The organism is Candidatus Tenderia electrophaga, assembly GCA_001447805.1.
Taxonomy (GTDB): Bacteria; Pseudomonadota; Gammaproteobacteria; order Tenderiales; family Tenderiaceae; genus Tenderia; species Tenderia electrophaga.
Genome location: CP013099.1, coordinates 1,467,804 through 1,489,612 on the forward strand (window position 1 = coordinate 1,467,804; position 21,809 = coordinate 1,489,612).

Below are 21,809 nucleotides of genomic sequence, written 5' to 3' on the forward strand. Positions count from 1 at the left end.
CGCTTTCCGGGTCCCTGGTAGACCCGCTCGGGCAGTAGAAAAATTCGTGTAAATCACATTAAGTACATTATTTAATTAATTGTTTATAAATTAATTTTATTGCGCTGAAACAGCGCCGCGGCGGCCGCCGGGTTGGCGGGGAAGTACCAGTGCACATAGCTGGCCAACAGTGAGCCGTGGCGATACAGGGCCTCGCCTTGCCGGCCCTTGCGCTGGCCCACGGCATGGCCGACGGGGTCCAGCGCCATCTCCGCGGCGGAGTGGTGGAAGGTGTGGCCGCGCAGTTCGCCTTGCTCAAATTGCGCCGCCTGCATGCCGAGGCTGACCAACCGCTCCTGCATGCGGGCGCGGCCGGGCAGCAGCCCCACCATGGCCCCTTCATGGCCGTCTCGGTCGGTCAGTGATTCGAGCAGATACAGCATGCCGCCACACTCGGCCAGCAGCGGTTTGCCGGCGTCATGATGGGCGCGGATGGAGGTCTTCATGGACTCGTTGGCCGCCAGCCGCTCCAGGTGCAGCTCGGGATAGCCGCCGGGCAGGTAGACGGCATCGGCCGCCGGCACAGCCGGGTCGGTCAGTGGTGAGAAAAACGCCAACCTGGCCCCGAGTTCTTCGAGCAAGTCCAGGTTGGCGCGGTAGATGAAGGAGAAGGCGGCGTCCCGGGCCATGGCGAGGGTGGTGCCGGTCAGCGGCTTGCCTGAATCGGGGGCGACCACCGGCGCAAACGGCACCGCCGCGGGCAGGGTGTCATCGACCAATTGCAGGGCGTCGGCGGCGCGCTCCAGGCGTTGATCCAGATCCTCCAGCTCGGCGGCCTGCACCAGCCCCAGATGACGCTCGGGCAGGGTGAACTGCGCCTCACGCGGCAGCCAGCCGACGCCCCGCAGGTCCGGCGGCAGGGATTCGGCCACCATCTCGTAATGCGCCGCGCTGCCGACCCGGTTGGCCAACACCCCGGCCATGGGGAGGTCGGGGCGATAGCTGGCCAGGCCGTGGGCCAGGGCGCCGAAGGTCTGGGCCATGGCGCCGGCGTCGATCACCGCCAGCACCGGCATGCCGAAGCGGGCGGCCAGGTCGGCGCTGGAGCTGTCACCGTCGAACAGTCCCATTACCCCTTCCACCAGGATCAGGTCCGCGCTGGCGGCGGCGTCATAGAGCAGGCGCCGGCAATGGTCCTCGCCGCCCATCCACAGATCGAGCTGGTAGACGGGATTGCCGCAGGCCTGTTCCAGCAGGGTCGGGTCGATGAAGTCCGGCCCGGTCTTGAACACCCGGACATCTCTACCCAGGCGGCGATGATAGCGCGCCAGGGCGGCCGTGACCGTGGTCTTGCCCTGGCCGGAGGCGGGGGCGCTGATCAACAGGGCGGGGCAACGGCGCAATTCGCCGCCTGCGTCGTTTGTCCTGTCCTGATTGGGCTCGTGTTGCGGCATCGGCGTTACCCTGCGGCTTGGTGGCGCTTCACCACATCGCGCAGTGCCACCACGGCCAGGTGGATGAGCGCCGCGCCGCCGACATAAACGAGCAGGTTGGTCAGCATGCCGGGGAAGTACTGCAGCAGGCGGCCGCCGAACTCGGCCAGGGTCGGCTCCGCGAAGCGCCCGGAGAGGAAATAAAAGCCGCCGCTGGACAACAGCTCGCAGAGGGTGGCGCCGCCCAGCAGGCTGACGCCCAGCGGCATCAGGGTGCGCCATTGAAAACTATAGCAACGGGCATACCAGCGCCCGGCCAGCCACAGGGCGCCGTAGGCGGGCAGCAGAAAGCCGTAGGCGGGACTGATGCAGAAGCTGCTGACGCCGCCCCAGGTCACGGCGGCGAAATCGAGCAGGCCCGCCCCGGCCAGCAGGGCGGGAAACGCCCAGCGTGAGCTGAGATAGACACCGGCGAGGAAGAAAATGGCCCAGGAGGCGCTGGGGAGTGCCGCCACACTGGCGACGTGATGCCCCCGCGTCATGATCAAGAGTAATACCAGGCCCAGGCCGATCAGCCATTGGTGGCGTGTAGTGAGTGTCATTGCGGACTCCTTGTCTGTGATTGGATCAGGGTTGATAGCGCACGGTCAGATAGGCGCCGCGCCCGGGTTGGTTGTAGTCGGCGGCGGTCTGGTAGTCGCGATCGAAGAGGTTGTCGATGCGCAGTTGGGCGCGCCAGGCCGGGCTCAGGCGATACTCAGCGCGCAGCGCCACCACGCCGTAGCCCGCCAGCCGCTCGCGGTTGGCCAGGTCGTCATAGCGCTGGCCGAAGGCCACCAGGGTGGCGCCGATACTGTGCGCGCCGATGGCCCGATCCGCCGTCAGGCGCAGACTGCGTTGGGCGCGGCGCGGCAGCACATTGCCCTGATTGCTCCCCGCGGTGCGCACCTCCGGGTCCAGCACACTGGCGCCGGCGTTGAAGCGCCAGGCGGCTATCTGCACACCGGCGTCGGCCTCCAGGCCGCGGATGCGGGCCGCGGCGATATTGGCTGGTGAGAAGGTGGCGGCATTGAAGGCGATCAGATTGTCGATATCGGTTTGGTAGGCATGCAGCGACCAGTGGGCGTGCGCCGTATTGCGCTTGATGCCCACCTCGACGCTGCCGGACTCCTCGGGTTGCAGGCCGGGATCACCGTAGCCCGGGAAGTAGAGCTCATTGAAGCTGGGCGCCTTGAAGGCGGTGCCGTAGGCGACGGTGAGGCGGGTCGCCTCGCTCAGGTCATAGCCCCAGGCGGCGCTGCCGGTGGTGTGAGCGTCGAACTGTTCGTTGTCGTCGCGGCGCAGGCTGAACTGCAGATCATGGTCGCCCAGGTCGCCCTGGTACTGGCCGAACAGGGCGGTATTGTCGCGCTCGGTGACGGTGTAGGCGGTGGTGCTGTCCACCGCGTCCTGCCGGTGGTCCACGCCAAGGGTGAGCAGGTGGGCGGCGCCCAGGCTCAGGTCGTTCTGCCAGCTGAGGCTGTCGCGTTGCGTGTCGAAGCGGCTTTGGGCGACGCCGTTGGCGAGGTTCTCCGACTCATCCTGGCTGCGCCCGACCTGCAGGCGGGTATACCAGCCGTTCAACGGCGTGGCGCTGAGCTTGACGCCCATGATCTGCTGCAGGGTCTCTGCCGTGTCGCTGGCGCTGCCGTCGAATTCCGTCTCGCCGGCGGCGCGCAGCCAATGCAGTTCCGCCTCCATGTCGTTGCTGAAACGGTAGCCGGCGCGCAGGGCGGCGGAGAGGTTTTGGTAGCCGTCGCGGTCCGGATTGTGGCCGGCGTCGTTTTTGGCGTCGAAGCCCTCGGTATCCGAGCCGCTGGCGTTGAGGTTGTACCAGCCGCGCGGATTGCCGCCGGCGACCCCGCCGCCCAAGCCGTAGCTGGAATAGCTGCCGCCGCTCACATAGGCATGGGGGCTGGTTTCGCCGTCGCCCTTGCGGGTGAAGATCTGGATCACCCCGCCGATGGCCTCGGAGCCGTACAGGCTGGAGCGCGGCCCGCGCACGATCTCGATACGTTCGATTGCGTGGATGGGCAGGTCTTCAATGGCCGCCTGGCCGGTGGTGGCCGAGCCCATCTCGATGCCGTCGATCAGCACCAGTACGTGATCGGAGGCCGTGCCGCGCAGGAACAGGGAGGTGGCCTTGCCGCGGCCGCCGTTGTTGCTGAAATCCACGCCGGGGGTGGCGCGCAGCAGCTCGGTCACGGAGGTCGCCTGTTGGCGTTCGATGTCGTCGCGGTTGATAACCGTCACCGGCGCCAGGGTCTGGTCGCCGGTCTGGGCCGTGCGGGTGGCGGTGACGATGATGGGGTCGCTGGCGACGGCCTGGGCCGTCCAACTGGAACTCAGACCAAACAGCAAGGCGGTCTGCAGAGTAATGGAACCGGTCTTCATGAAATTTTCCTCCGGCGCACACACCCGTGCGCATAGCATGTAATCGCGACATGCGGAGGAAAAAACAGACGAAAACAGACATATAGCTGCCGTCGTCGCATCGCCCTCCGCAATGCCAACCAACAGCTACAGGCCGGTCTCCGGACTCACGAGTGGGGACGTCTCCCCGGGGCTGCGCCTTCCCGTGTCATGACACAGTGGCGTGTAAATGCAGACCCTTGACTCGTTTACCGTTGCGGGGGCAGTGCCGGGATGGTTGGTTGCCTAAGGGCAACAACGCACCGGCTTCCCGTTTCATCCGGCGGGTGAAAACCCGCCTGGACACCTGAAGCAAGGGGCGGAAATCTATAGCAACGCCAAGGGGGTGTCAAGCAAGAAGGCAGAGGTGATTGCCAATTCCGGACACGGCTCTTATACTGTACAAATAAACAGTAGTTAGGAATAAAGGACGCGGCAGTCGAATGGATGGAGCACTACAACAGCTGTTACGCAATAACCGCCTGCTATGGCGCGGCCGGGGTGGTGTCATGCCGGCGGGCGGCGGCCTGGCGACGGGTTTTGCGGCACTGGACACCATCCTGCCTGAGGGCGGCTGGCCGCGCGACGCCTTGTTGGAGCTGGTAGTGCCGCAGTGGGGGATCGGTGAGTTGCAGTTGCTGCTGCCGGCGATGCAGGCCGTTGCCCGCGCGGGGCGCTGGGTGGTGTGGATTGCGCCGCCCCATATTCCCTATGCCCCGGCCTTGGCCGACGGCGATGTGCCGTTGAACCGCGTGCTGTTGCTGCAGCCGCGGCGCCAGGAGGATATCCCCTGGGCCATGGAAAAGGCGCTGCATAGACATGCCCTGGTGCTGGCCTGGCCGGGGCGCTTGAAACCGGTGATGGTGCGGCGCCTGCAACTGGCGGCCGAGGCGGGGCGTAGCCTGGGGGTACTGTTTCAGACACGCGACCGGGGCGCCTCGCCGGCGGCATTGCGCCTGCGCTTACAGCCCACGGTGTCCGGGCTGCAGGTCCATATTCTCAAGAGCCGGGCCGCCGACCGTCGCCAGACGGTTGAGCTGGCCCTGATGTGACGGGCGTGACGCATGGCCAAATCCGCGCCCGTTCTGCCGCTGCAGCAATCGCTTTTCCCACCGCCTCCGCCGCAGTCCACGCCGGTGGCTGCAGCCGCCAAAACTTCCTTATGGGCGGCGCTGGTGTTTCCCCGGCTGGCCCTGGAGGTATTGCGCGAGCCGGTGGATGAGTCGCCCTGGGTCGTGGTGCAGGCGCAGCGCGGTCAGTCGTTGGTGTATGCCGCCTCCGAGCCGGCGCGTGCGCAGGGAGTGGCGATGGGCATGGCGCTCACGGCTGCCTACGCCCTGTGTCCGGTGCTGCAAACAGAAGAACGCGATGCGGCGGCCGAGCAGAGTTGCCTCGCCGCCCTGGCCGACCGGGCCGGGCAGTACAGTTCCATGGTCAGTCTGGAGCCCGACGGCCTGCTGCTGGAGATCGGCGCCAGCCTGAAACTGTTCGGCGGACTGGGGGCGCTGCAGGCGCAGTTGCGGCACACCCTGCAGCAACTGCCTCATGTCGTAAGCATGGCCGTCACTCCCACGCCCCAGGCGGCCCTGCTGTTGGCCCGTTGCGCTGTCGAGGCGACGGTGACCGAGGCGGAGGCGCTGCGCGCCGCCCTGGGCGATCTGCCGCTGGCGGCGCTGTCGGTGAGTAACAAACAGGCACGGCTGTTCAGCCGTCTGGGGCTGCGCAATCTGCGTGACCTGTGGCGTCTGCCCGGCGATGGCCTGGCCAGGCGTTTCGGCCGTGAGTTTGTCGATTATCTGAACCGCCTGCTGGGCCACACACCCGAGCCGCGTCCGGCCCACCAAGGCGCGCCTGAGTTCAGCACCCGCTGGGTCTTTCCCATCGAGACCGACAACACCACCTTTATCCTGCACGCCCTGGAGCAACTGCTGCCGCAACTGATCCGCTTCATGCGCGCGCGCGAGTTGGCGCTGGAGCGGCTGCAGATTATGTTTTATCACCCCGGCAAACAGATCAGTCGTCTCGAATTGGGCATGCAGCGCCTGTGTCGCGATGCGGCGCATATGCTGGAACTGTTGCGCGAACGCTTGGAACGGGAAGTGTTGATCGCACCGGTGTTGGAGCTTGAGTTAAGCGCCGACGAATTGCATCCCTTCAACGCGCATAATGCGCCGCTGTTCAGCCGGGATGATGAGGACGACGGCGAGTGGCAACAACTGCTCGACCAACTGCAAAACCGCCTGGGCGCGGCGGCGGTGACAGGCCTGCAACTGTTGGATGAACACCGGCCGGAGCATGCCTGGGACTACGGTCCGGCGCAGTCGGGGGAGACGGCGCCCGGCCGGCCGTTGTGGTTGTTGCCGCAGCCGAGCCCGTTACCGGGCGGGATACGCGGCATGACACTGTTGTCCGAGCCGGAGCGCATCGAAAGCGGCTGGTGGGACGGTCGCGACCTGCGCCGTGATTATTACCGCGCCCGTGACAAAAACGGCCGGCGTTTGTGGCTGTTTCGCGATCTCAACGACGGGCGTTGGTATCTGCACGGCCTGTTTGGTTGAAGGGTGATGCACGACTACGCCGAGCTGCACTGCATCAGCAACTTCACCTTCCTGCGCGGCGCCTCTCATCCCGAGGAGCTGGTGGCGCGTGCCGCGCGGTTGGGCTACCGCGCCCTGGCGCTCACCGACGAGTGCTCTCTGGCCGGGGGGGTGCGCGCCCACGTGGCGGCCAAACAGCACGATTTGCAATTGCTCATCGGCAGCCGCTTGCAGCTCGACGACGGCCTGCGTTTGGTGCTGCTGGCCACGGACCGGCGGGCCTATGGTCGCTTATCCTCATTGATCTCCCTGGCCCGACGCGGTGCCGCCAAGGGCCGTTATCACCTGACGCGGACACAGTTGGCGCAACACGATCTGGACGGCTGTTTGGCGTTGTGGTTGCCGGGTACCAATGATGATGAACTCCCGTTTCTGCGTGAACTGTTTCCCGAGCGCTTATGGATTGCTGCGGCGTTGTTGTTGCGCGGCAATGATCGACAACAGCTCCAACGCCTGCAAACGCTGGGCGAGCGTTACGGCGTGCCGTTGTGTGCCGTCGGCAACGTGGAGATGCACAGTCGTGGTCGGCGCGTGTTGCACGACACCCTGACGGCCATTCGTTTAAACACACCGTTGCCGCAACTGGGAAAGCAACTGGCGCCCAATGGCGAACACCATCTGCGGTCTTATGAACGTCTGCTACAACTCTATCCGGCGGAACTGTTACAAGAGACGGTGCGCATTGCCGCGCGCTGCTGTTTCTCCCTCGACGAACTGCGTTATGAATACCCGCATGAATTGGTGCCGCCGGGTTACACCCCGGCGCAGTGGTTGCGCGAGCAGGTGGAGAAGGGGGCGGTGCGGCGTTGGCCTGCGGGTGTGCCGGAGAAGGTGTTGAAGGCCATCGAGCATGAACTGCAACTGGTGGCGGAGCTCAACTACGAACCCTATTTTCTCACTGTTTACGATATCGTCCGTTTCGCCCGCAGCCGCAATATTCTCTGTCAGGGACGTGGTTCGTCGGCCAACTCGGCCATCTGTTACTGCCTGGGCATCACCGAGGTGGACCCGGCGCGCATGAACCTGTTGTTCGAACGCTTCATCTCCAAAGAGCGCAACGAGCCGCCGGATATCGATGTGGATTTCGAGCACGAACGGCGCGAAGAGGTGATTCAATACATTTATCAAAAATACGGTCGCGACCGGGCCGCCCTGGCGGCGACGGTGATCAGCTACCGGCCGCGCAGCGCCATTCGCGATGTGGGCAAGGCGCTGGGATTCAGCCCGGTGCAGGTGGAACGCTTGGCGACGTCATCGCAATGGTGGGACGGCCAAACCCCAGCCCGCATTTCTCACCACTCTCCTACTGCGAACGCCAATCCATCTGATTTGACGGGGCGTTCTCACTCCAGCCGGCTTGACGTAGTGTCGACTACGCCTGCACCGTCTTCCGCTCCGAGCACCCCGTCAAATCAGCGCCTTGGCGCTCTCGCAACGAACAGTGGTGAGAAATGCGGGCTAGACCCCGAGTGTTTGCGCGAGATGGGCTTCGCGCCGGACAGCCCGTTCATCCAACGCCTCACCGTGCTGGTGCAGCTGCTGCTCGGCTTTCCGCGTCATTTGTCACAACACGTGGGCGGCTTCGTTATCTCCGCCGGGCCGTTGACCGAGCTGGTGCCCATCGAAAACGCCGCCATGGCGGAGCGCACCGTCATTCAGTGGGAAAAGGATGACCTGGAGGCCCTGGGTTTGCTCAAGGTGGATGTGCTGGCGCTGGGCATGCTCAGCGCCATTCGCAAGGCGCTGAACTATATTGGTGACTATCAAGGGCGCACGCTCACCATGGCCCATATCCCGGCCGAAGACCCGGCGGTCTACGACATGATCGGCCGCGCCGACACCATGGGCGTGTTTCAGATCGAATCGCGGGCGCAGATGTCCATGCTGCCGCGGCTGCGGCCGCGCAACTACTACGACCTGGTGATCCAGATCGCCATCGTCCGTCCCGGGCCGATCCAGGGCGACATGGTGCACCCTTATCTGATGCGGCGCAGTGGCCGCGCCCCGGTGAGCTATCCGAGTGCGGCGGTGAAGTCGGTGCTGGCGCGCACCCTGGGCGTGCCCATCTTCCAGGAGCAGGTGATGCAGATCGCCATGGTGGCGGCCGGCTTCACCGCCGGCGAGGCGGACCAACTGCGCCGCGCCATGGCCGCCTGGAAACGCAAGGGCGGGCTGGAGCCTTTCGAAGAGAAGCTGCTCGCCGGTATGCGGGCGCGCGGTTACTCCGATGCATTCGCGCAGCAGATCTTCAATCAGATTCGCGGCTTTGGCGATTACGGCTTTCCCGAATCCCACTCGGCCAGTTTCGCCTTGTTGGCCTATGTCTCGTCGTGGTTGAAACGCTATCACCCGGCCGCCTTCTGCTGCGCCCTGCTCAACAGTCAACCCATGGGCTTCTACGCCCCGACCCAGCTGGTGCAGGATGCGCGTCGTCACGGCGTGGAAGTGCGGCCGGTGGATGTGCGCCATAGCGCTATCGATTGTTCCCTTGAATACGAGAATGACGCAGAGCGACCCGCGCTGCGTCTCGGCCTGCGCATGGTCAAAGGTCTGGCCGATGAGGCCATGCAGAAATTGGTTGAAGTGCGGGCGCAACAATCATTCGCCAGTGTCGACGACCTGGCCAAACGCGCCCGACTCAGCCGTGTCGATTTAGAAGCCCTGGCCGCCGCCGATGCCCTGCGCGGTCTGGCCGGTGACCGCCATCGTGCCCAGTGGCAGGTGAGTGGCATCGAGGCGCCGTTGCCGCTGTTCACGCACGCCGCTCAGCCCGAACCGATGGTTATGTTGCCCAAACCCGGCGAAGGACAAAACATTATCGCCGACTACGCCAGCAACGGCCTGAGCCTGCGTCGCCATCCGCTAGCGTTATTGCGGCCGCGTCTTAACCAACGCCGCGTGCGCAGCGCCACCGAGTTGTGGTCGCTGCGCAACGGCGCCGTTGCGCGGGTGGCCGGGCTGGTGATCGGCCGCCAACGGCCGGGCAGCGCCGCCGGGGTGATCTTTGTGACGTTGGAGGATGAGACCGGCCAGGCCAACGTGGTGGTCTGGTCCAAGGTGGCGCAGGCCCAGCGTCGGGCGTTGTTGCAATCACAACTGCTGGAGGTGACCGGCACGGTGCAGCAGGAGGAGGGTGTGTTGCACCTGGTGGCCGGACGGCTGACGGATCTGAGCGAATGGCTGGGTGGGCTGCACACCCAATCGCGGGATTTTCATTAGCCGGACTGTTCAATATGTTCAGCGATGGCCGTCATATGATTTGAGACTCAATTCATCCAAGCGTTTTCAAGTGCGGCCAAAAAATTTAAAAAAGGCCCGTACGCTAAGCGAGCGGAACAGGCTTGATCGGGCCGTCGATATCTATTATTCAGAGTCGCCCTTAAATGAATCAGGTGCGGCGAAAAGGGACGATGTTAGTCGCTTTGATCTTTATTGGTGGGCTTTTCATCGGCGCGCGATGATTCACCGCGCTGGTTAAGATTGAGGCCGGGTAGCGCTGGCGTCTTGCCGCTGACGAGTTGTTCAGGCGAGGGGACGCCGCGACTGGCATAGTCCACGCGCAGCGCCCGTATCAGACCATAGACCGCGATAAGAATAAAAGCCGCCATCGGCAGTCCTGTTGTCAGCGAAGCGGCGCGCAGAGCGGTGAGACCGCCGGCATACAGCAGCACCCCGGCGACCGTGCCTTCGGCCAGGGCCCAGAACAGACGTTGTACCCGGGGCGGATTGGGGTGGCCGCCAGAGGTGACCATGTCGTCCACCAGCGAGCCTGAGTCAGACGAGGTCACAAAAAAGATAATGATCAGCAGCGTGGCCAGACCCCACATCAAGCTGCTGAAGGGCAGATGGTCGAGAACGGCGAATAGTGCCAGCGCTTCGTTCTGTCGGGCCGTCTCGGCAATGCCACCGGGGCCGAAGCGTTCCAGGTGCAGGCCCGTGCCGCCCAACGCGGAAAACCACAAAAAGCCTCCCAGGCTGGGTACCGCCAGGGTAGTAATGATGAATTCGCGAATGGTGCGTCCCTTAGAGATGCGCGCCACAAACACGCCGACAAAAGGAGACCAGGAGATCCACCAACTCCAATAAAACAGCGTCCATTGCGCTTGCCAGTCGCCCTTGGCGCCGGGGTCGATGTGCAGACTGGTGAAGGGGAATTTTTGCAAGTAGTAGCCCAGGCTGTCGAGAAACAGCTCCAGAATAAAGACCGTCGGGCCGGTCACTACCACAAAGGCGAAGATGACCACGGCCAGACCGATGTTGAATTCGCTGAGACGGCGGATTCCTTTGTGTAAGCCTGTGACCACCGACACCGTAGCAATGGCGGTGATGCCCCCCACCAACAGCAATTGCGCCGTGGTGCCTTGCGGCATATCGAATAGCCGGTTAAAACCGGCGTTGACTTGAATCGCCCCCAGCCCCAGCGACGTGGCAACGCCGAACAGCGTGCCCACCGTGCATAAAATATCAACTGCATGACCGATCGGCCCGCGGATGCGCTCGCCCAGCAAAGGGTAAAGCAGAGAACGGGGCGCCAGCGGTAAGCCGTGACGGAAATGAAAATAGGCCAAGGGCAATGCCAAGGCAGTGTAAATCGCCCACGGATGCAGTCCCCAATGATAGAAGGTGTAACGCATCGCCTCGCGCACGGCGGCGTCGGTTTCGGCCTCACCGTGGGGTGGATTGAGATAGTGTTGCAACGGTTCGGCGACGCCGAAGAAAACGATTCCGATCCCCATGCCGGCGCTCATGAGCATGCTGAACCAGCTGAGGTGGCTAAACTCCGGTCGAGCATCGTCACCGCCCAGGCGTATGCGCCCGAAGCGGCTGAACAACAGCCATATCACCACCCCCAGCAGGATGCTGGCGGTGAGAATATAGAACCAGCCAAACGTCTCCACGATGCTGCTCTGTAAGGACTGAAAGGTTTGCCGGGTGGTTTCGGTGAATACCGTGCCGAAAAAGACAAACCCCACCACCAGTCCTGCCGCGGGTAGAAAGACCCAAGGTTCCATAGCCTGGAACAGACGTTGGCTGAGCGTGCGATATAAGCCCATAACGATTTGAGTATAAGAAACATTATTCCCAAGCGAAAGGCAGCGCGCCGGCGAGCTTGCACAGGTTTTTGTTAATACGTCACGTTTTGCATGAGGTGTTGGCGCTTCCAGTGAGTGCATCTCTTAACAACTGTCTGCGACACTAATATGCCCGCCGTCAAATCCGTTGACTCAGCTGCCACTCCGTTCCGTGCATAAATATCTCGGGGCTGAGATCTTCCACCCGTCTCACACCGCTGGCGGCCATCATCGCCAACGCCGTGTGTACAGTGTTCTTATGAAAGTTGGTGACGCGTGTCTTTTTGTCTTCTACCACCAGACCTTGTACCAAGCGGGGATTCTGGGTGGTGATGCCGGTGGGGCATTGGTTGGTATTGCAGCGCAAGGCCTGGATGCAGCCGAGGGCCAACATAAAGCCGCGGGCGGAGTTACATATATCGGCGCCCAGTGCCAGCATTTTGATGATGGACACGGCCGTGAGGATTTTGCCGCTGGCGATGAGTTTGATGTGATCACGGAGGCCGCGGTCTTGAAGGCTTTGGTGTACGAATTTCAATGCCGGTTCCAACGGCATGCCCACTGAGTCGGAGAACTCCAGTTGCGCGGCGCCGGTGCCGCCTTCGGCACCGTCCACGGTGATAAAGTCCGGATAGATGCCGGTGGCCTGCATGGTGTCGCAAAGTGTTGTAAATTCCTCGCGCCGTCCGACGCAAAGTTTGAACCCCACCGGTTTGCCGTTGCTGAGTGCGCGCAAGCGTTGGATGAAGCGTAACAAGCCAGTGGCATCGTTGAACACCTTGTGCCCCGGCGGTGAAACCACCCGGGTGTGGGGGTCGATCATGCGGAATTCGGCAATTTCGGACGTGTTTTTGATGGCCGGCAAGACGCCGCCATAGCCCGGCTTGGCACCCTGGGAGAGCTTGAGTTCGATCATTTTTATTTGCTCATGAGCCGCGCTTTCCCGGAAGGCGTTCGGGTCAAAGCGGCCGTCTTGGGTGCGGCAGCCAAAATAGGCGGTGCCGATTTGCCAAACCAAATCACCACCGCCTTGCAGATGATACTTGCTCACGCCGCCTTCACCGGTGTTATGGTAAAAACCACCCATACGGGCGCCCTGGTTCAGCGCCAGAATCGCATTTTTACTGATGGCGCCGAAGCTCATGGCTGAGATGTTGAGTAGGGCGGCGCTATAGGGCTGGCTGCATTGTTCATTGCCGATGCGAATGCGGGGTGCCGCCTCGGGAATCTCGGCAGGATAAATGGAATGTTTTAAACCTTCATAAGACGGGTCGTATAGGTTCAGCTCAGTTCCATAAGGGTGAGTATCATTGGTCTCTTTGGCGCGCTGATACACGATTCTGCGGTAATTGCGCGAAAACGGCGTGCCATCAGTATGACGCTCGATGAAATACTGCTGGATCTCCGGACTGATAAACTCGAACAGATAGCGAAAATGCCCGATAATGGGAAAATTACGCAGAATTGTATGCTTGTGCTGCACCATATCGTAAACGCCCAGCAACAGCAGGGGGGCGATAATAACCATTGCCCACCAGAAGCCAGGATAAAACCAACTGATAAGGGCGATGCCGGACAATATGCCCGCACTCGAAAGCATAAACAGTTTTCTCATTGAGGTTCTCTCCAGCGGCCCCGCAAAACGCTAATATTTTATACCGATTGGCACATGATTCGATTGATGTTTATCAATGTAAGTTGGGCTAAAGCGCATAAGATATTGCGTTAATCATCGCTACAAGAGGAGTGACTCCAAGTGAGAAACATCGCCCCGACATTGATAAGCAGCACCCTGGCATTGGCGCTTTTCGCCAGTCCCGCCGCGGCCGAATCGAAGTCTATGGATGGTGACGATCATAAGTCCGCAAACGCCAATGCGGGCTACAAGAGTACGGATGTGGTCGGTCGTGAAGTCGTGAGTCAGGACGGACGATCGCTGGGTACGATCCAAGACCTGGTGTTCGACAGCTCCGGACGGTTGATCTATTTTGTGCTTTCAGGCGTCGGCTCTCATGGTAAGAACCTGGACAAAATGCTGGTGCCGTGGGCGCGGCTCGATCACACATCCGAGCCCTATAGGGTCGATTTCCATGCCGAAAAAATGACCAATGCCCCGACCCTGTCATCCCGGGATATCGATAATTTCGCCGATCCCCAGACCCGACGCGAGGCGGATAGCCATTTCGAACCGAATACGTTTAAGGATGTCGGCATGGCGGGCAAACTCAACGAAGAAAAGATCCGCCACCTATTCGCAAAATACGACAGCGATTCCGACGGTGCGCTGGGTCGCGGCGAGTTCGGTGATGCCACCGGGCTGATCTCCATGTTTCGGGAGTTTGACAGTGACGACAATGGGTCTATCAGTCGGTCGGAATTCGGTCATTTCGTTAGGATGAACCGATAGGCGCTGCCCAAGTAGCCGGCCTTATAGTCAGTGAACGCAAACGGGGGGTACTGTACGACAACCCGGGCCAATGCCTTGCGTTTTTGGTTGGTCGGCGCCAAATGGGATATGTGGGCGGCACCATTGGCAGCCGCTTGTTCATTCACCGCGGTGATGACTCGCGGGCTGTCGTTGACCCTGAGTCGAGCGCCCTTCCTGCTCGCCTGTATGAAACGGTTCTGATGTGACGGGCCTACCCTGGGTGCCTTATTCACAGGCTCGAATCGCTGGCGTAGAAAACCTATGAAGCCTTCTTGCGCTTGGCGGGTGGTTTAAGCATCGGTTTTAAAAACCGACCAGTGTGCGAGCTTGTGTGCTGGGCGACATCTTCCGGTGTACCGCAGATCACGATCTCTCCACCTTTGTCTCCGCCCTCCGGGCCGACATCGATAATCCAGTCGGCGGTTTTGATGACATCCAGATTATGCTCGATGATGACGATGGTATTGCCGTGGTCGCGCAGGCGGCTGAGTACGCTGAGCAGCTGTTCGATGTCGTGGAAATGTAGGCCGGTGGTGGGCTCGTCCAATATGTAAATGGTCTTGCCGGTATCGCGCTTGGAGAGCTCGCGCGCCAGTTTGACCCGCTGTGCCTCGCCACCGGACAGCGTCGTGGCGTTCTGTCCCAGGGTGATGTAGCTCAGGCCCACGTCCATCAGGGTTTGCAGCTTGCGTTGGATGGCGGGCACGGCGCTGAAGAATTGCAGCGCCTCTTCGACGGTCATCTCCAGCACTTCGTAGATATTCTTGCCTTTGTATTTTACGTCCAAGGTTTCGCGGTTGTAGCGTTGGCCTTTGCAGACGTCGCAGGGGACGTAGATGTCCGGCAAAAAGTGCATCTCGACTTTGATGACGCCGTCGCCCTGGCAGGCCTCGCAACGGCCGCCCTTGACGTTGAAGCTGAAACGGCCGGGACCGTAGCCGCGCGAGCGTGCCTCCTGGGTACCGGCGAACAGATCACGGATCGGCGTGAACAGGCCGGTGTAGGTGGCGGGATTGGAGCGCGGTGTGCGGCCGATGGGGCTCTGGTCGATGTCGACCACCTTGTCGAATTGTTCCAGGCCGAGCATTTCGGCACAGGGCGCCGGGTCTTCGCCGGCTTTGTTGATGATGATGGCGGCATTGCGATAGAGGGTGTCGTTGATGAGCGTGGATTTGCCCGAGCCGGAGACGCCGGTGACACAGGTCATCAGCCCTACCGGGATGTCGACGTTGATACCTTTCAGGTTGTTGCCGGAGGCGCCGCGAATGCTCAGCATGCGTTCGGGATCGACGGGCGTGCGCGCGGCGGGAATGGCGATCTCCTTCTTGCCGCTGAGATACTGGCCGGTCTCCGAGGCCGGGTTGTTCATGACCTGTTCGGCTGTGCCCTGGGCGACGATCTCACCGCCGTGGACGCCGGCGCCGGGGCCGATGTCGATGACGTAGTCGGCGCTGCGGATGGCCTCTTCGTCGTGTTCCACCACGATCACTGTGTTGCCCAGGTCGCGCAGGTAGGTGAGGGTGGAGAGTAAGCGCTCGTTGTCGCGCTGGTGCAGGCCGATGGAGGGTTCGTCCAGCACGTACATGACCCCCACCAGTCCGGCGCCGATCTGGCTGGCCAATCGAATCCGTTGCGCCTCGCCGCCGGATAGGGTGTCGGCGCTGCGTTCCAGGCTGAGATAATCCAGACCCACGTTGACCAGGAACTTGAGCCGCTCCTGTACCTCTTTGACGATCTTGGCGGCGATCTGGCCGCGTTTGCCCGGCAGGCTCAGGTCACCGAAAAACGTATGGGCCCGGCCCACCGCCATGGCGGTGATGTCAGGTAGGTTGTGGCCGGCGATGAAGACGTTGCGCGCCTCGGTGCGCAGCCGCGCGCCGCCGCAATCGGGGCAGGGCTGGTGGCTGAGATACTTGGCCAGTTCGTCGCGCACCACATTGGATTCGGTCTCGCGATACCGCCGTTCCATGTTGGGGATGATCCCTTCGAAGGGCGCCTTTTTGGTGCGCGGCAGGCCGCGGTCGCTGAAGAAGGTCATCTCGATCTTTTCGGACCCGCTGCCGTAAAGCAGCACCTGGCGGTGATGTTCATCCAGGTCTTGGAAGGGCGTGTCAAGATCGAAGCCGTAATGCTTGGCCAGGGATTGCAGCAGCTGAAAATAATAGGCGTTGCGGCGGTCCCAGCCGCGGATGGCGCCGCTGGCCAGACTGGACTCCGGATGATGCACCACGCGGCCGGCATCGAAGAACTGTTTTACACCGAGGCCGTCGCAGCTGGGGCAGGCGCCGAAGGGATTGTTGAAAGAGAACAGTCGCGGTTCCAGTTCGGTCAGGCTGTAGCCGCAGTGCGGGCAGGCGAACTTGGCCGAGAACACCAGGTCCTGTTTTTTATCCTGGTCTAAGTAGGCCACACGAGCGATGCCGTCGGAAAGGTGCAGCGCGGTTTCAAAGGATTCGGCCAGCCGCTGCTTCAGGTCATCGCGCACCTTGAAGCGGTCCACCACGGCCTCGATGGTGTGCTTTCGCTTTTTGTCCAGTTCCGGCACCTGGTCCAGCTCGACAATCTGGCCGTCGATGCGGGCACGGATAAAACCCTGGGCGCGCAGCTCGGCCAGCACCTGTAAATGCTCACCCTTGCGGCCGTCGATGACCGGCGCCAGCAGCATCAGCTTGGTGCCCTCGGGCATTTCCAGCACGTGGTCGACCATCTGGCTGACGGTCTGGGCCTCCAGTACCACATCGTGTTCGGGACAGCGTGGTTCGCCGACGCGGGCGAACAGCAGGCGCAGATAATCGTAGATTTCGGTGACCGTGCCGACGGTGGAGCGCGGGTTGTGCGAGGTGGATTTCTGCTCGATGGAGATGGCCGGTGACAGTCCCTCGATATGGTCCACGTCCGGCTTTTCCATCATCGATAGAAACTGGCGCGCATAGCTGGACAGCGACTCCACATAACGCCGTTGACCCTCGGCATAGATGGTGTCGAAGGCCAGGGACGACTTGCCCGAACCGGACAGGCCGGTGATGACGATCAGCTTGTCGCGGGGCAGGTCGAGGTCGATGTTTTTGAGATTGTGGGTGCGCGCACCGCGGATGTGGATGGTATCCATACTGCATTTTCCGTCGCTAAGTGAACCTGTTAATATACGATCTTTTCACTCCACGAAGCAAAGTGATTTAAGCCTGATGAAGAATTCCGGGATGACCCCCACCGAACGCCGCGCCGCCGTGTCGCTGGCGGGTATTTTCAGTACGCGCATGCTGGGTCTGTTCATGATTCTGCCGGTGTTCGCCCTCTACACCGAACACCTGGAAGGCGCCACGCCGTTTCTGATCGGCCTGGCCATCGGCATCTACGGCCTGACCCAGGCCATCCTGCAAATTCCCTTCGGCATGTTGTCCGACCGCATCGGCCGCAAGCCGGTGATCTACGGCGGCCTGTTGATCTTCGCCCTCGGCAGCGTGGTGGCGGCCATGTCGGACTCCATCACCGGCATCATCCTCGGCCGTGCCCTGCAGGGCGGCGGCGCCATCGCCGCGGCGGTGATGGCGCTGGCGGCCGACCTGACCCGCGAGGAGCACCGTCTCAAGGCCATGGCCATCATGGGCATGAGCATGGGGGTGTCGTTTTCCATCTCGCTGATCCTGGGGCCGCTGTTCGACAGCTGGTTTGGCGTGCATGGTCTGTTCTGGATGACCGCCATGCTGGCCCTGGTGGCCATGGCCATCCTGGCCCTGGCGGTGCCCACGCCCACGGTCAGCCGTTTTCACCGCGACGCCGAGCCGGTGCCGGCCCAATTCAAGAACGTGCTCGGGGACAGCCAGTTGCTGCGCCTCGATTTCGGCATCTTCGTACTGCACCTGATCCTGACGGCCATCTTTGTCGCCGTGCCGCTGGACCTGCAGAACAAGGCCGGCCTGGCCAGCGAACATCACTGGATGGTGTATCTGTTTGTCATGCTGCTGTCATTTGCGGGCATGGTGCCCTTCATCATCATCGCCGAGAAACGACGCAAGATGAAACAGATATTCGTCGGCGCCATTGCGCTGCTGATTGTGGCCGTACTCTCCATGAGCCAGGTCAGCACCTCGCTGGTCGGCATGGTGGCGGCCTTGTTGGGATTTTTTCTGGCCTTCAACCTGCTCGAGGCCTCGCTGCCCTCACTGGTGGCCAAGATCGCCCCGGCGGACATGAAGGGCACGGCCATGGGGGTCTACACCAGCTCTCAGTTTCTGGGCGCTTTTACCGGCGGCGTCGCCGGCGGTTGGATCTATCAACACGTGAGCGCAGAAGGGGTATTCATTTTCTGCGGCTTCATGGCCTCGCTTTGGGTGATCCTGGCCAGTACCATGAAGGCGCCGCGTCATCTCGGCAGCTACATGATTCATGTGGGGCCTGTGTCCAGGGCTCAGGCCGTCGAGTTATCGGGTGAAATCGCTACAGTCGTCGGGGTGGTTGAAGTGGTGGTCATCCCTGAAGACGAGGTGGCCTATCTCAAGGTGGATAACCAACGGCTGGATCAGGACGCATTGGCCCGGTTTTCCGTGGCCGACCCCGACGCGCAGGACGGCCACCCGTCCGCGCCGGTGACTGCAAACTCCTGAGTTGTGCGTGGCCCGCATTTCCCAACGGGATCGCGGGTTAATTCCCAGTGCTTCGACCGGGGGCTGATACATCGTTATGCCCAAGCGTCGAGATATTTTACATTTTTCGTCACGGCGGCGGGCGTCCGCCGGTAGCGCCGCTGCGCAGGGAAGCGTGCTTGACTGAAAAACGCACAATTCGCGCAATATCAGCCTTAATGGCGTTGCGCATGCCGTGCCATCGGCGCGCCGCTGTCAATGAATTTTACACATTGGCTTATGGTGGTGCTTTAAACACTGTTCTATATTTTGGTAAGCCTTTAGAATACTTGCGCTTAGCACGAATTGGTCTATTTCATGCATCCCGGCATGTCGAGCGTGATGGCTGACAGTATTGCCCAGCCTATGCGTCACCCGTCTCGGGTAACATGGCCGAGCCGCATAGAAACAGCGTATAAATAATGGAATAAAAAACCAAGAATGGGAGTAAGCATGAGTACCGAAAATCGATATGCGAAAATGGTTCGACGTGTGGTTCGCGAATCGGGCGGGTCAATCACCGGAGTCGGCAAGGCGATCGTCGCCGCGATGCTGATTTTATCCTCCCTGATCATGGCGCCGGCCATGGCGCAACAGGCCGATTCCAAGGGCACGGATTTTTGGCTGATGTTCAACGGTAACCTGGCGGGTGGCGGTGAAGTCGTTAATCTGTTTCTAACCGGCGACACGGCGGCCACCGGCACGGTGGAGATCCCTGGCCTCGCATTTTCGACGCCATTCTCGGTCACGCCGGGGACCGTGACCACGGTCACCCTGCCGTTGGCGGTGCGGGTTGACAGCAGCGATACCGTCGAGAATAAGGGGGTGCATGTGACGGCGGACCAAGAGGTTACGGTCTACGGACTCAACCGCCGCGATTCGACCACCGATGCCTTCATCGGGCTGCCGACCGACATCCTCGGCACGGACTACATCAACCTCGGCTATGCCAATGTGAATGTGGTGAATGGCACCCAATTCGGCATTGTCGCCAGCCAAGACAACACCACGGTCACCATAACCCCCAGCGTCACCACCGGTGCGCGCACTGCCGGTGTGCCCTACAACATCACCCTGAACCAGGGGGAAACCTATCAGCTGCGCAATGCCTCACCGGCGCCCGCCGATTTGAGCGGTACCATCATTCAGTCGGATCTGCCCATCGCGGTGTTCGGGAGCCATCAGTGCGCCAACATCCCGCAGGGCTTTACGGCCTGTGATCACATCGTGGAGCAGCTGCCGCCCACCACCACCTGGGGCACGGCCTTTGTTACCTTTCCGCTGGCGACGCGGCTGAACGGCGATACCTTTCGTATCCTGGCCGCCGAGGATGTCACCACGGTGAGCATCAACGGCAGCGTTGTCGCCACCCTCAACCGCGCAGAATTCCACGAGACGATTCTTACCGCCGGTTCCGTCATCAACACGGATAAGCCGGTGCTGGTGGCGCAATACTCCCACGGTACCTCGTTTGATGGGGTGACCTCGGATCCGTTCGAAGTGCTGGTGCCGCCGTTCGAGCAGTTCCTGGCTGGATACACGGTGACCACGCCCGCCACGGGCTTTGCCATCAACTTCGTCAGCGTGGTCGCGCCCAACGCCGCGGTTGGGGCCATCACCCTGGATGGCGCGCCCATTCCGGCGGGTGACTATACGCCCATCGGCGCCAGTGGTTTTTCCGGCGTAGCAGTGCCGGTGAGTCTCGGCAGCCACAACCTGGCCGGGCCGTTGCCGTTCGGACTTTCCAGCTACGGTTTTGATTCCGCCGATTCCTATGGTTATCCGGGCGGTCTGGGACTGGCCCAGGTGGCCGAACTCACCGACCTGGGCCTGACCCCGGCGACGGCGACCAACCCCATCAATACCCAGCATTGCGTGATTGCCACTACCCTGGATCAGGGCGGCAATCCCTTGCCCGGGATTCGCGTGGATTTCACTGTCGCCGGGGTGAATCCGAATAGCGGATTCATTTTCACTGACGCCAATGGTGAAGCAGAGTTCTGCTACACCGGTACAGTAGTGGGGGATGATATCGTCACCGCCACCGTCGGAAACCTCTCCGCCACGGCGTCGAAGACCTGGACCGATATCGCGGTGCAGCGTTGTGATGTGGATAGTAGTGGCGTGGTGGATATCAGCGATATCCGCGCCATCGCAGCGGCACGCAATACGCCGGCCGCGGGCCCCACTGATCCGCGCGATGCCGACGGCAACGGTATCATCAGAGCCAATGATGCGCGTAAGTGTGTACTACAGTGCACCAACTCGCGTTGCGCGCCTTAAGCAAGCAGTCAATTGCCGGGGGCCAAAAGCTCCCGGCAAGCCGTTTTAGTTTAATGGGAAATAATTAAGATTAAGTAAGGAGTAATCCCCATGAAGAAGTTTATGACCCCTATTTTCGGCCTGGCACTGTTGGCCGTTACCACCCAGGCAGGGGCGGTGGTGCTGAGTCTGGAACCGTCCTCGCAAGATGCGGTGCCGACGGATGCCGTCAGTCTGGATCTCACCGTAAGCGGGCTGAGTGCCGGCGGCCCCGATTCCTTGGGTGATTTTGATCTGGATATCTTTTATGACACCGCTGCGCTTACCTTCAGCGGTTATAGCCTGGGGGGTTTCCTCGGTGATATCGGTCTGGGCGAGGCGCTGGATTTCAGTCTGGGCGATCTGGGCGGCGGCATTATCAATCTTCACGAAGTGAGCCTGCTGGAAGCGGATGCGGTGAGCTGTGTCTTTTGTGCGGGCCCGTACCTGGATGATATCCAGCCCGGTAGCTTTGTCTTGGCGACCCTGGATTTCATTGTTGACGTTCTGCCGGTGGGCAGCAGCACCACGGTCGGGATTGGCGGCATCTTTTCACTGGATGACGGCTTCGGCGATCCGCTGGCCATCACCGGCACCGCCGATGCCGTGATTCGCAACCCGGCCCCTGCGAGTGTGCCGGAGCCGGCAACGCTTGCGCTGCTCATGCTCGGCCTGGTGGGGATGACCTTGATGCATCAACGCCGATCGCGGGCCTGAGTTGATGTCCCGCTAGTAACTTAAGCCCCGGGTAAGCACTCGGGGGCAATGGGGTAATCATCGGGCTGATCCTGATTGCAAAGGTACACTTGCCCTATCACGGCTGAGGGTGTAGTAATAGTGAAATCACAAAAATGAGACGGCCCGAAGATAGGCTCGGCGCATGAGATTGCATTGAGAACGTCTGGTGGTTAGTAGCGGGTTTGGCA

General features: G+C 61.5%; 11 protein-coding genes and 2 pseudogenes. 7 read left to right on the forward strand and 6 right to left on the reverse strand.

Going from position 1 to position 21,809, the window contains the following annotated elements; all coding sequences use genetic code 11:
* Positions 1-83: 83 nt before the first annotated feature.
* The 3 genes from Tel_06840 to Tel_06850 are packed head-to-tail and all read right to left on the reverse strand — an operon-like array spanning position 84 to position 3,845.
* Positions 84-1,433, reverse strand: coding sequence for a cobyrinic acid a,c-diamide synthase (locus Tel_06840; GenBank protein ID ALP52894.1), 1,350 nt, complete (start codon positions 1,431-1,433; stop codon positions 84-86).
* 5 nt (positions 1,434-1,438) lie between these two features.
* Positions 1,439-2,014, reverse strand: coding sequence for a cobalamin ABC transporter (locus Tel_06845; protein ALP52895.1), 576 nt, complete (start codon positions 2,012-2,014; stop codon positions 1,439-1,441).
* Positions 2,015-2,039: 25 nt separating this feature from the next.
* Positions 2,040-3,845, reverse strand: coding sequence for a ligand-gated channel protein (locus Tel_06850; GenBank protein ALP52896.1), 1,806 nt, complete (start codon positions 3,843-3,845; stop codon positions 2,040-2,042).
* Positions 3,846-4,306: 461 nt separating this feature from the next.
* Between Tel_06850 and Tel_06855 the strand changes: the two genes are divergently transcribed.
* The 3 genes from Tel_06855 to Tel_06865 are packed head-to-tail and all read left to right on the forward strand — an operon-like array spanning position 4,307 to position 9,679.
* Entirely contained in the window at positions 4,307-4,915 is a 609-nt protein-coding gene (locus Tel_06855; GenBank protein ID ALP52897.1) for a hypothetical protein, read from the forward strand.
* 12 nt (positions 4,916-4,927) lie between these two features.
* Positions 4,928-6,421 (forward strand): hypothetical protein, encoded by a 1,494-nt coding sequence (locus Tel_06860; GenBank protein ALP52898.1) that lies wholly within the window; start codon positions 4,928-4,930, stop codon positions 6,419-6,421.
* A 6-nt stretch (positions 6,422-6,427) separates the two neighbouring features.
* Entirely contained in the window at positions 6,428-9,679 is a 3,252-nt protein-coding gene (locus Tel_06865; protein ALP52899.1) for a hypothetical protein, read from the forward strand.
* 299 nt (positions 9,680-9,978) lie between these two features.
* Here Tel_06865 and Tel_06870 read toward each other — a convergent pair.
* Together Tel_06870 and Tel_06875 are read right to left on the reverse strand one after the other, a co-directional pair.
* Positions 9,979-11,514, reverse strand: a pseudogene (locus Tel_06870) (hypothetical protein).
* 157 nt (positions 11,515-11,671) lie between these two features.
* Positions 11,672-13,147: a glutamate synthase gene (locus tag Tel_06875; protein ALP52900.1), complete on the reverse strand. Its 1,476-nt coding sequence runs from the start codon at positions 13,145-13,147 to the stop codon at positions 11,672-11,674.
* A gap of 183 nt (positions 13,148-13,330) precedes the next feature.
* On the opposite strand from Tel_06875, the gene Tel_06880 reads away from it, so the two are divergent.
* Positions 13,331-13,939, forward strand: a complete 609-nt coding sequence (locus tag Tel_06880; GenBank protein ID ALP52901.1) for a hypothetical protein — start codon at positions 13,331-13,333, stop codon at positions 13,937-13,939.
* A gap of 280 nt (positions 13,940-14,219) precedes the next feature.
* Here Tel_06880 and Tel_06885 read toward each other — a convergent pair whose 3' ends face one another.
* Positions 14,220-17,069 (reverse strand): ABC-ATPase UvrA, encoded by a 2,850-nt coding sequence (locus Tel_06885; protein ID ALP52902.1) that lies wholly within the window; start codon positions 17,067-17,069, stop codon positions 14,220-14,222.
* 76 nt (positions 17,070-17,145) lie between these two features.
* On the opposite strand from Tel_06885, the gene Tel_06890 reads away from it, so the two are divergent.
* From Tel_06890 to Tel_06900, 3 genes and pseudogenes are all read left to right on the forward strand, one after another.
* Positions 17,146-18,564 (forward strand): MFS transporter, encoded by a 1,419-nt coding sequence (locus Tel_06890; protein ID ALP52903.1) that lies wholly within the window; start codon positions 17,146-17,148, stop codon positions 18,562-18,564.
* Positions 18,565-19,131: 567 nt separating this feature from the next.
* Positions 19,132-20,280: pseudogene (locus Tel_06895) on the forward strand (Ig-like domain-containing protein).
* Positions 20,281-20,955: 675 nt separating this feature from the next.
* On the forward strand, positions 20,956-21,600 hold the full coding sequence (locus Tel_06900; protein ALP52904.1) for a hypothetical protein: 645 nt from the start codon (positions 20,956-20,958) through the stop codon (positions 21,598-21,600).
* The last annotated feature ends 209 nt before the right edge of the window (positions 21,601-21,809 follow it).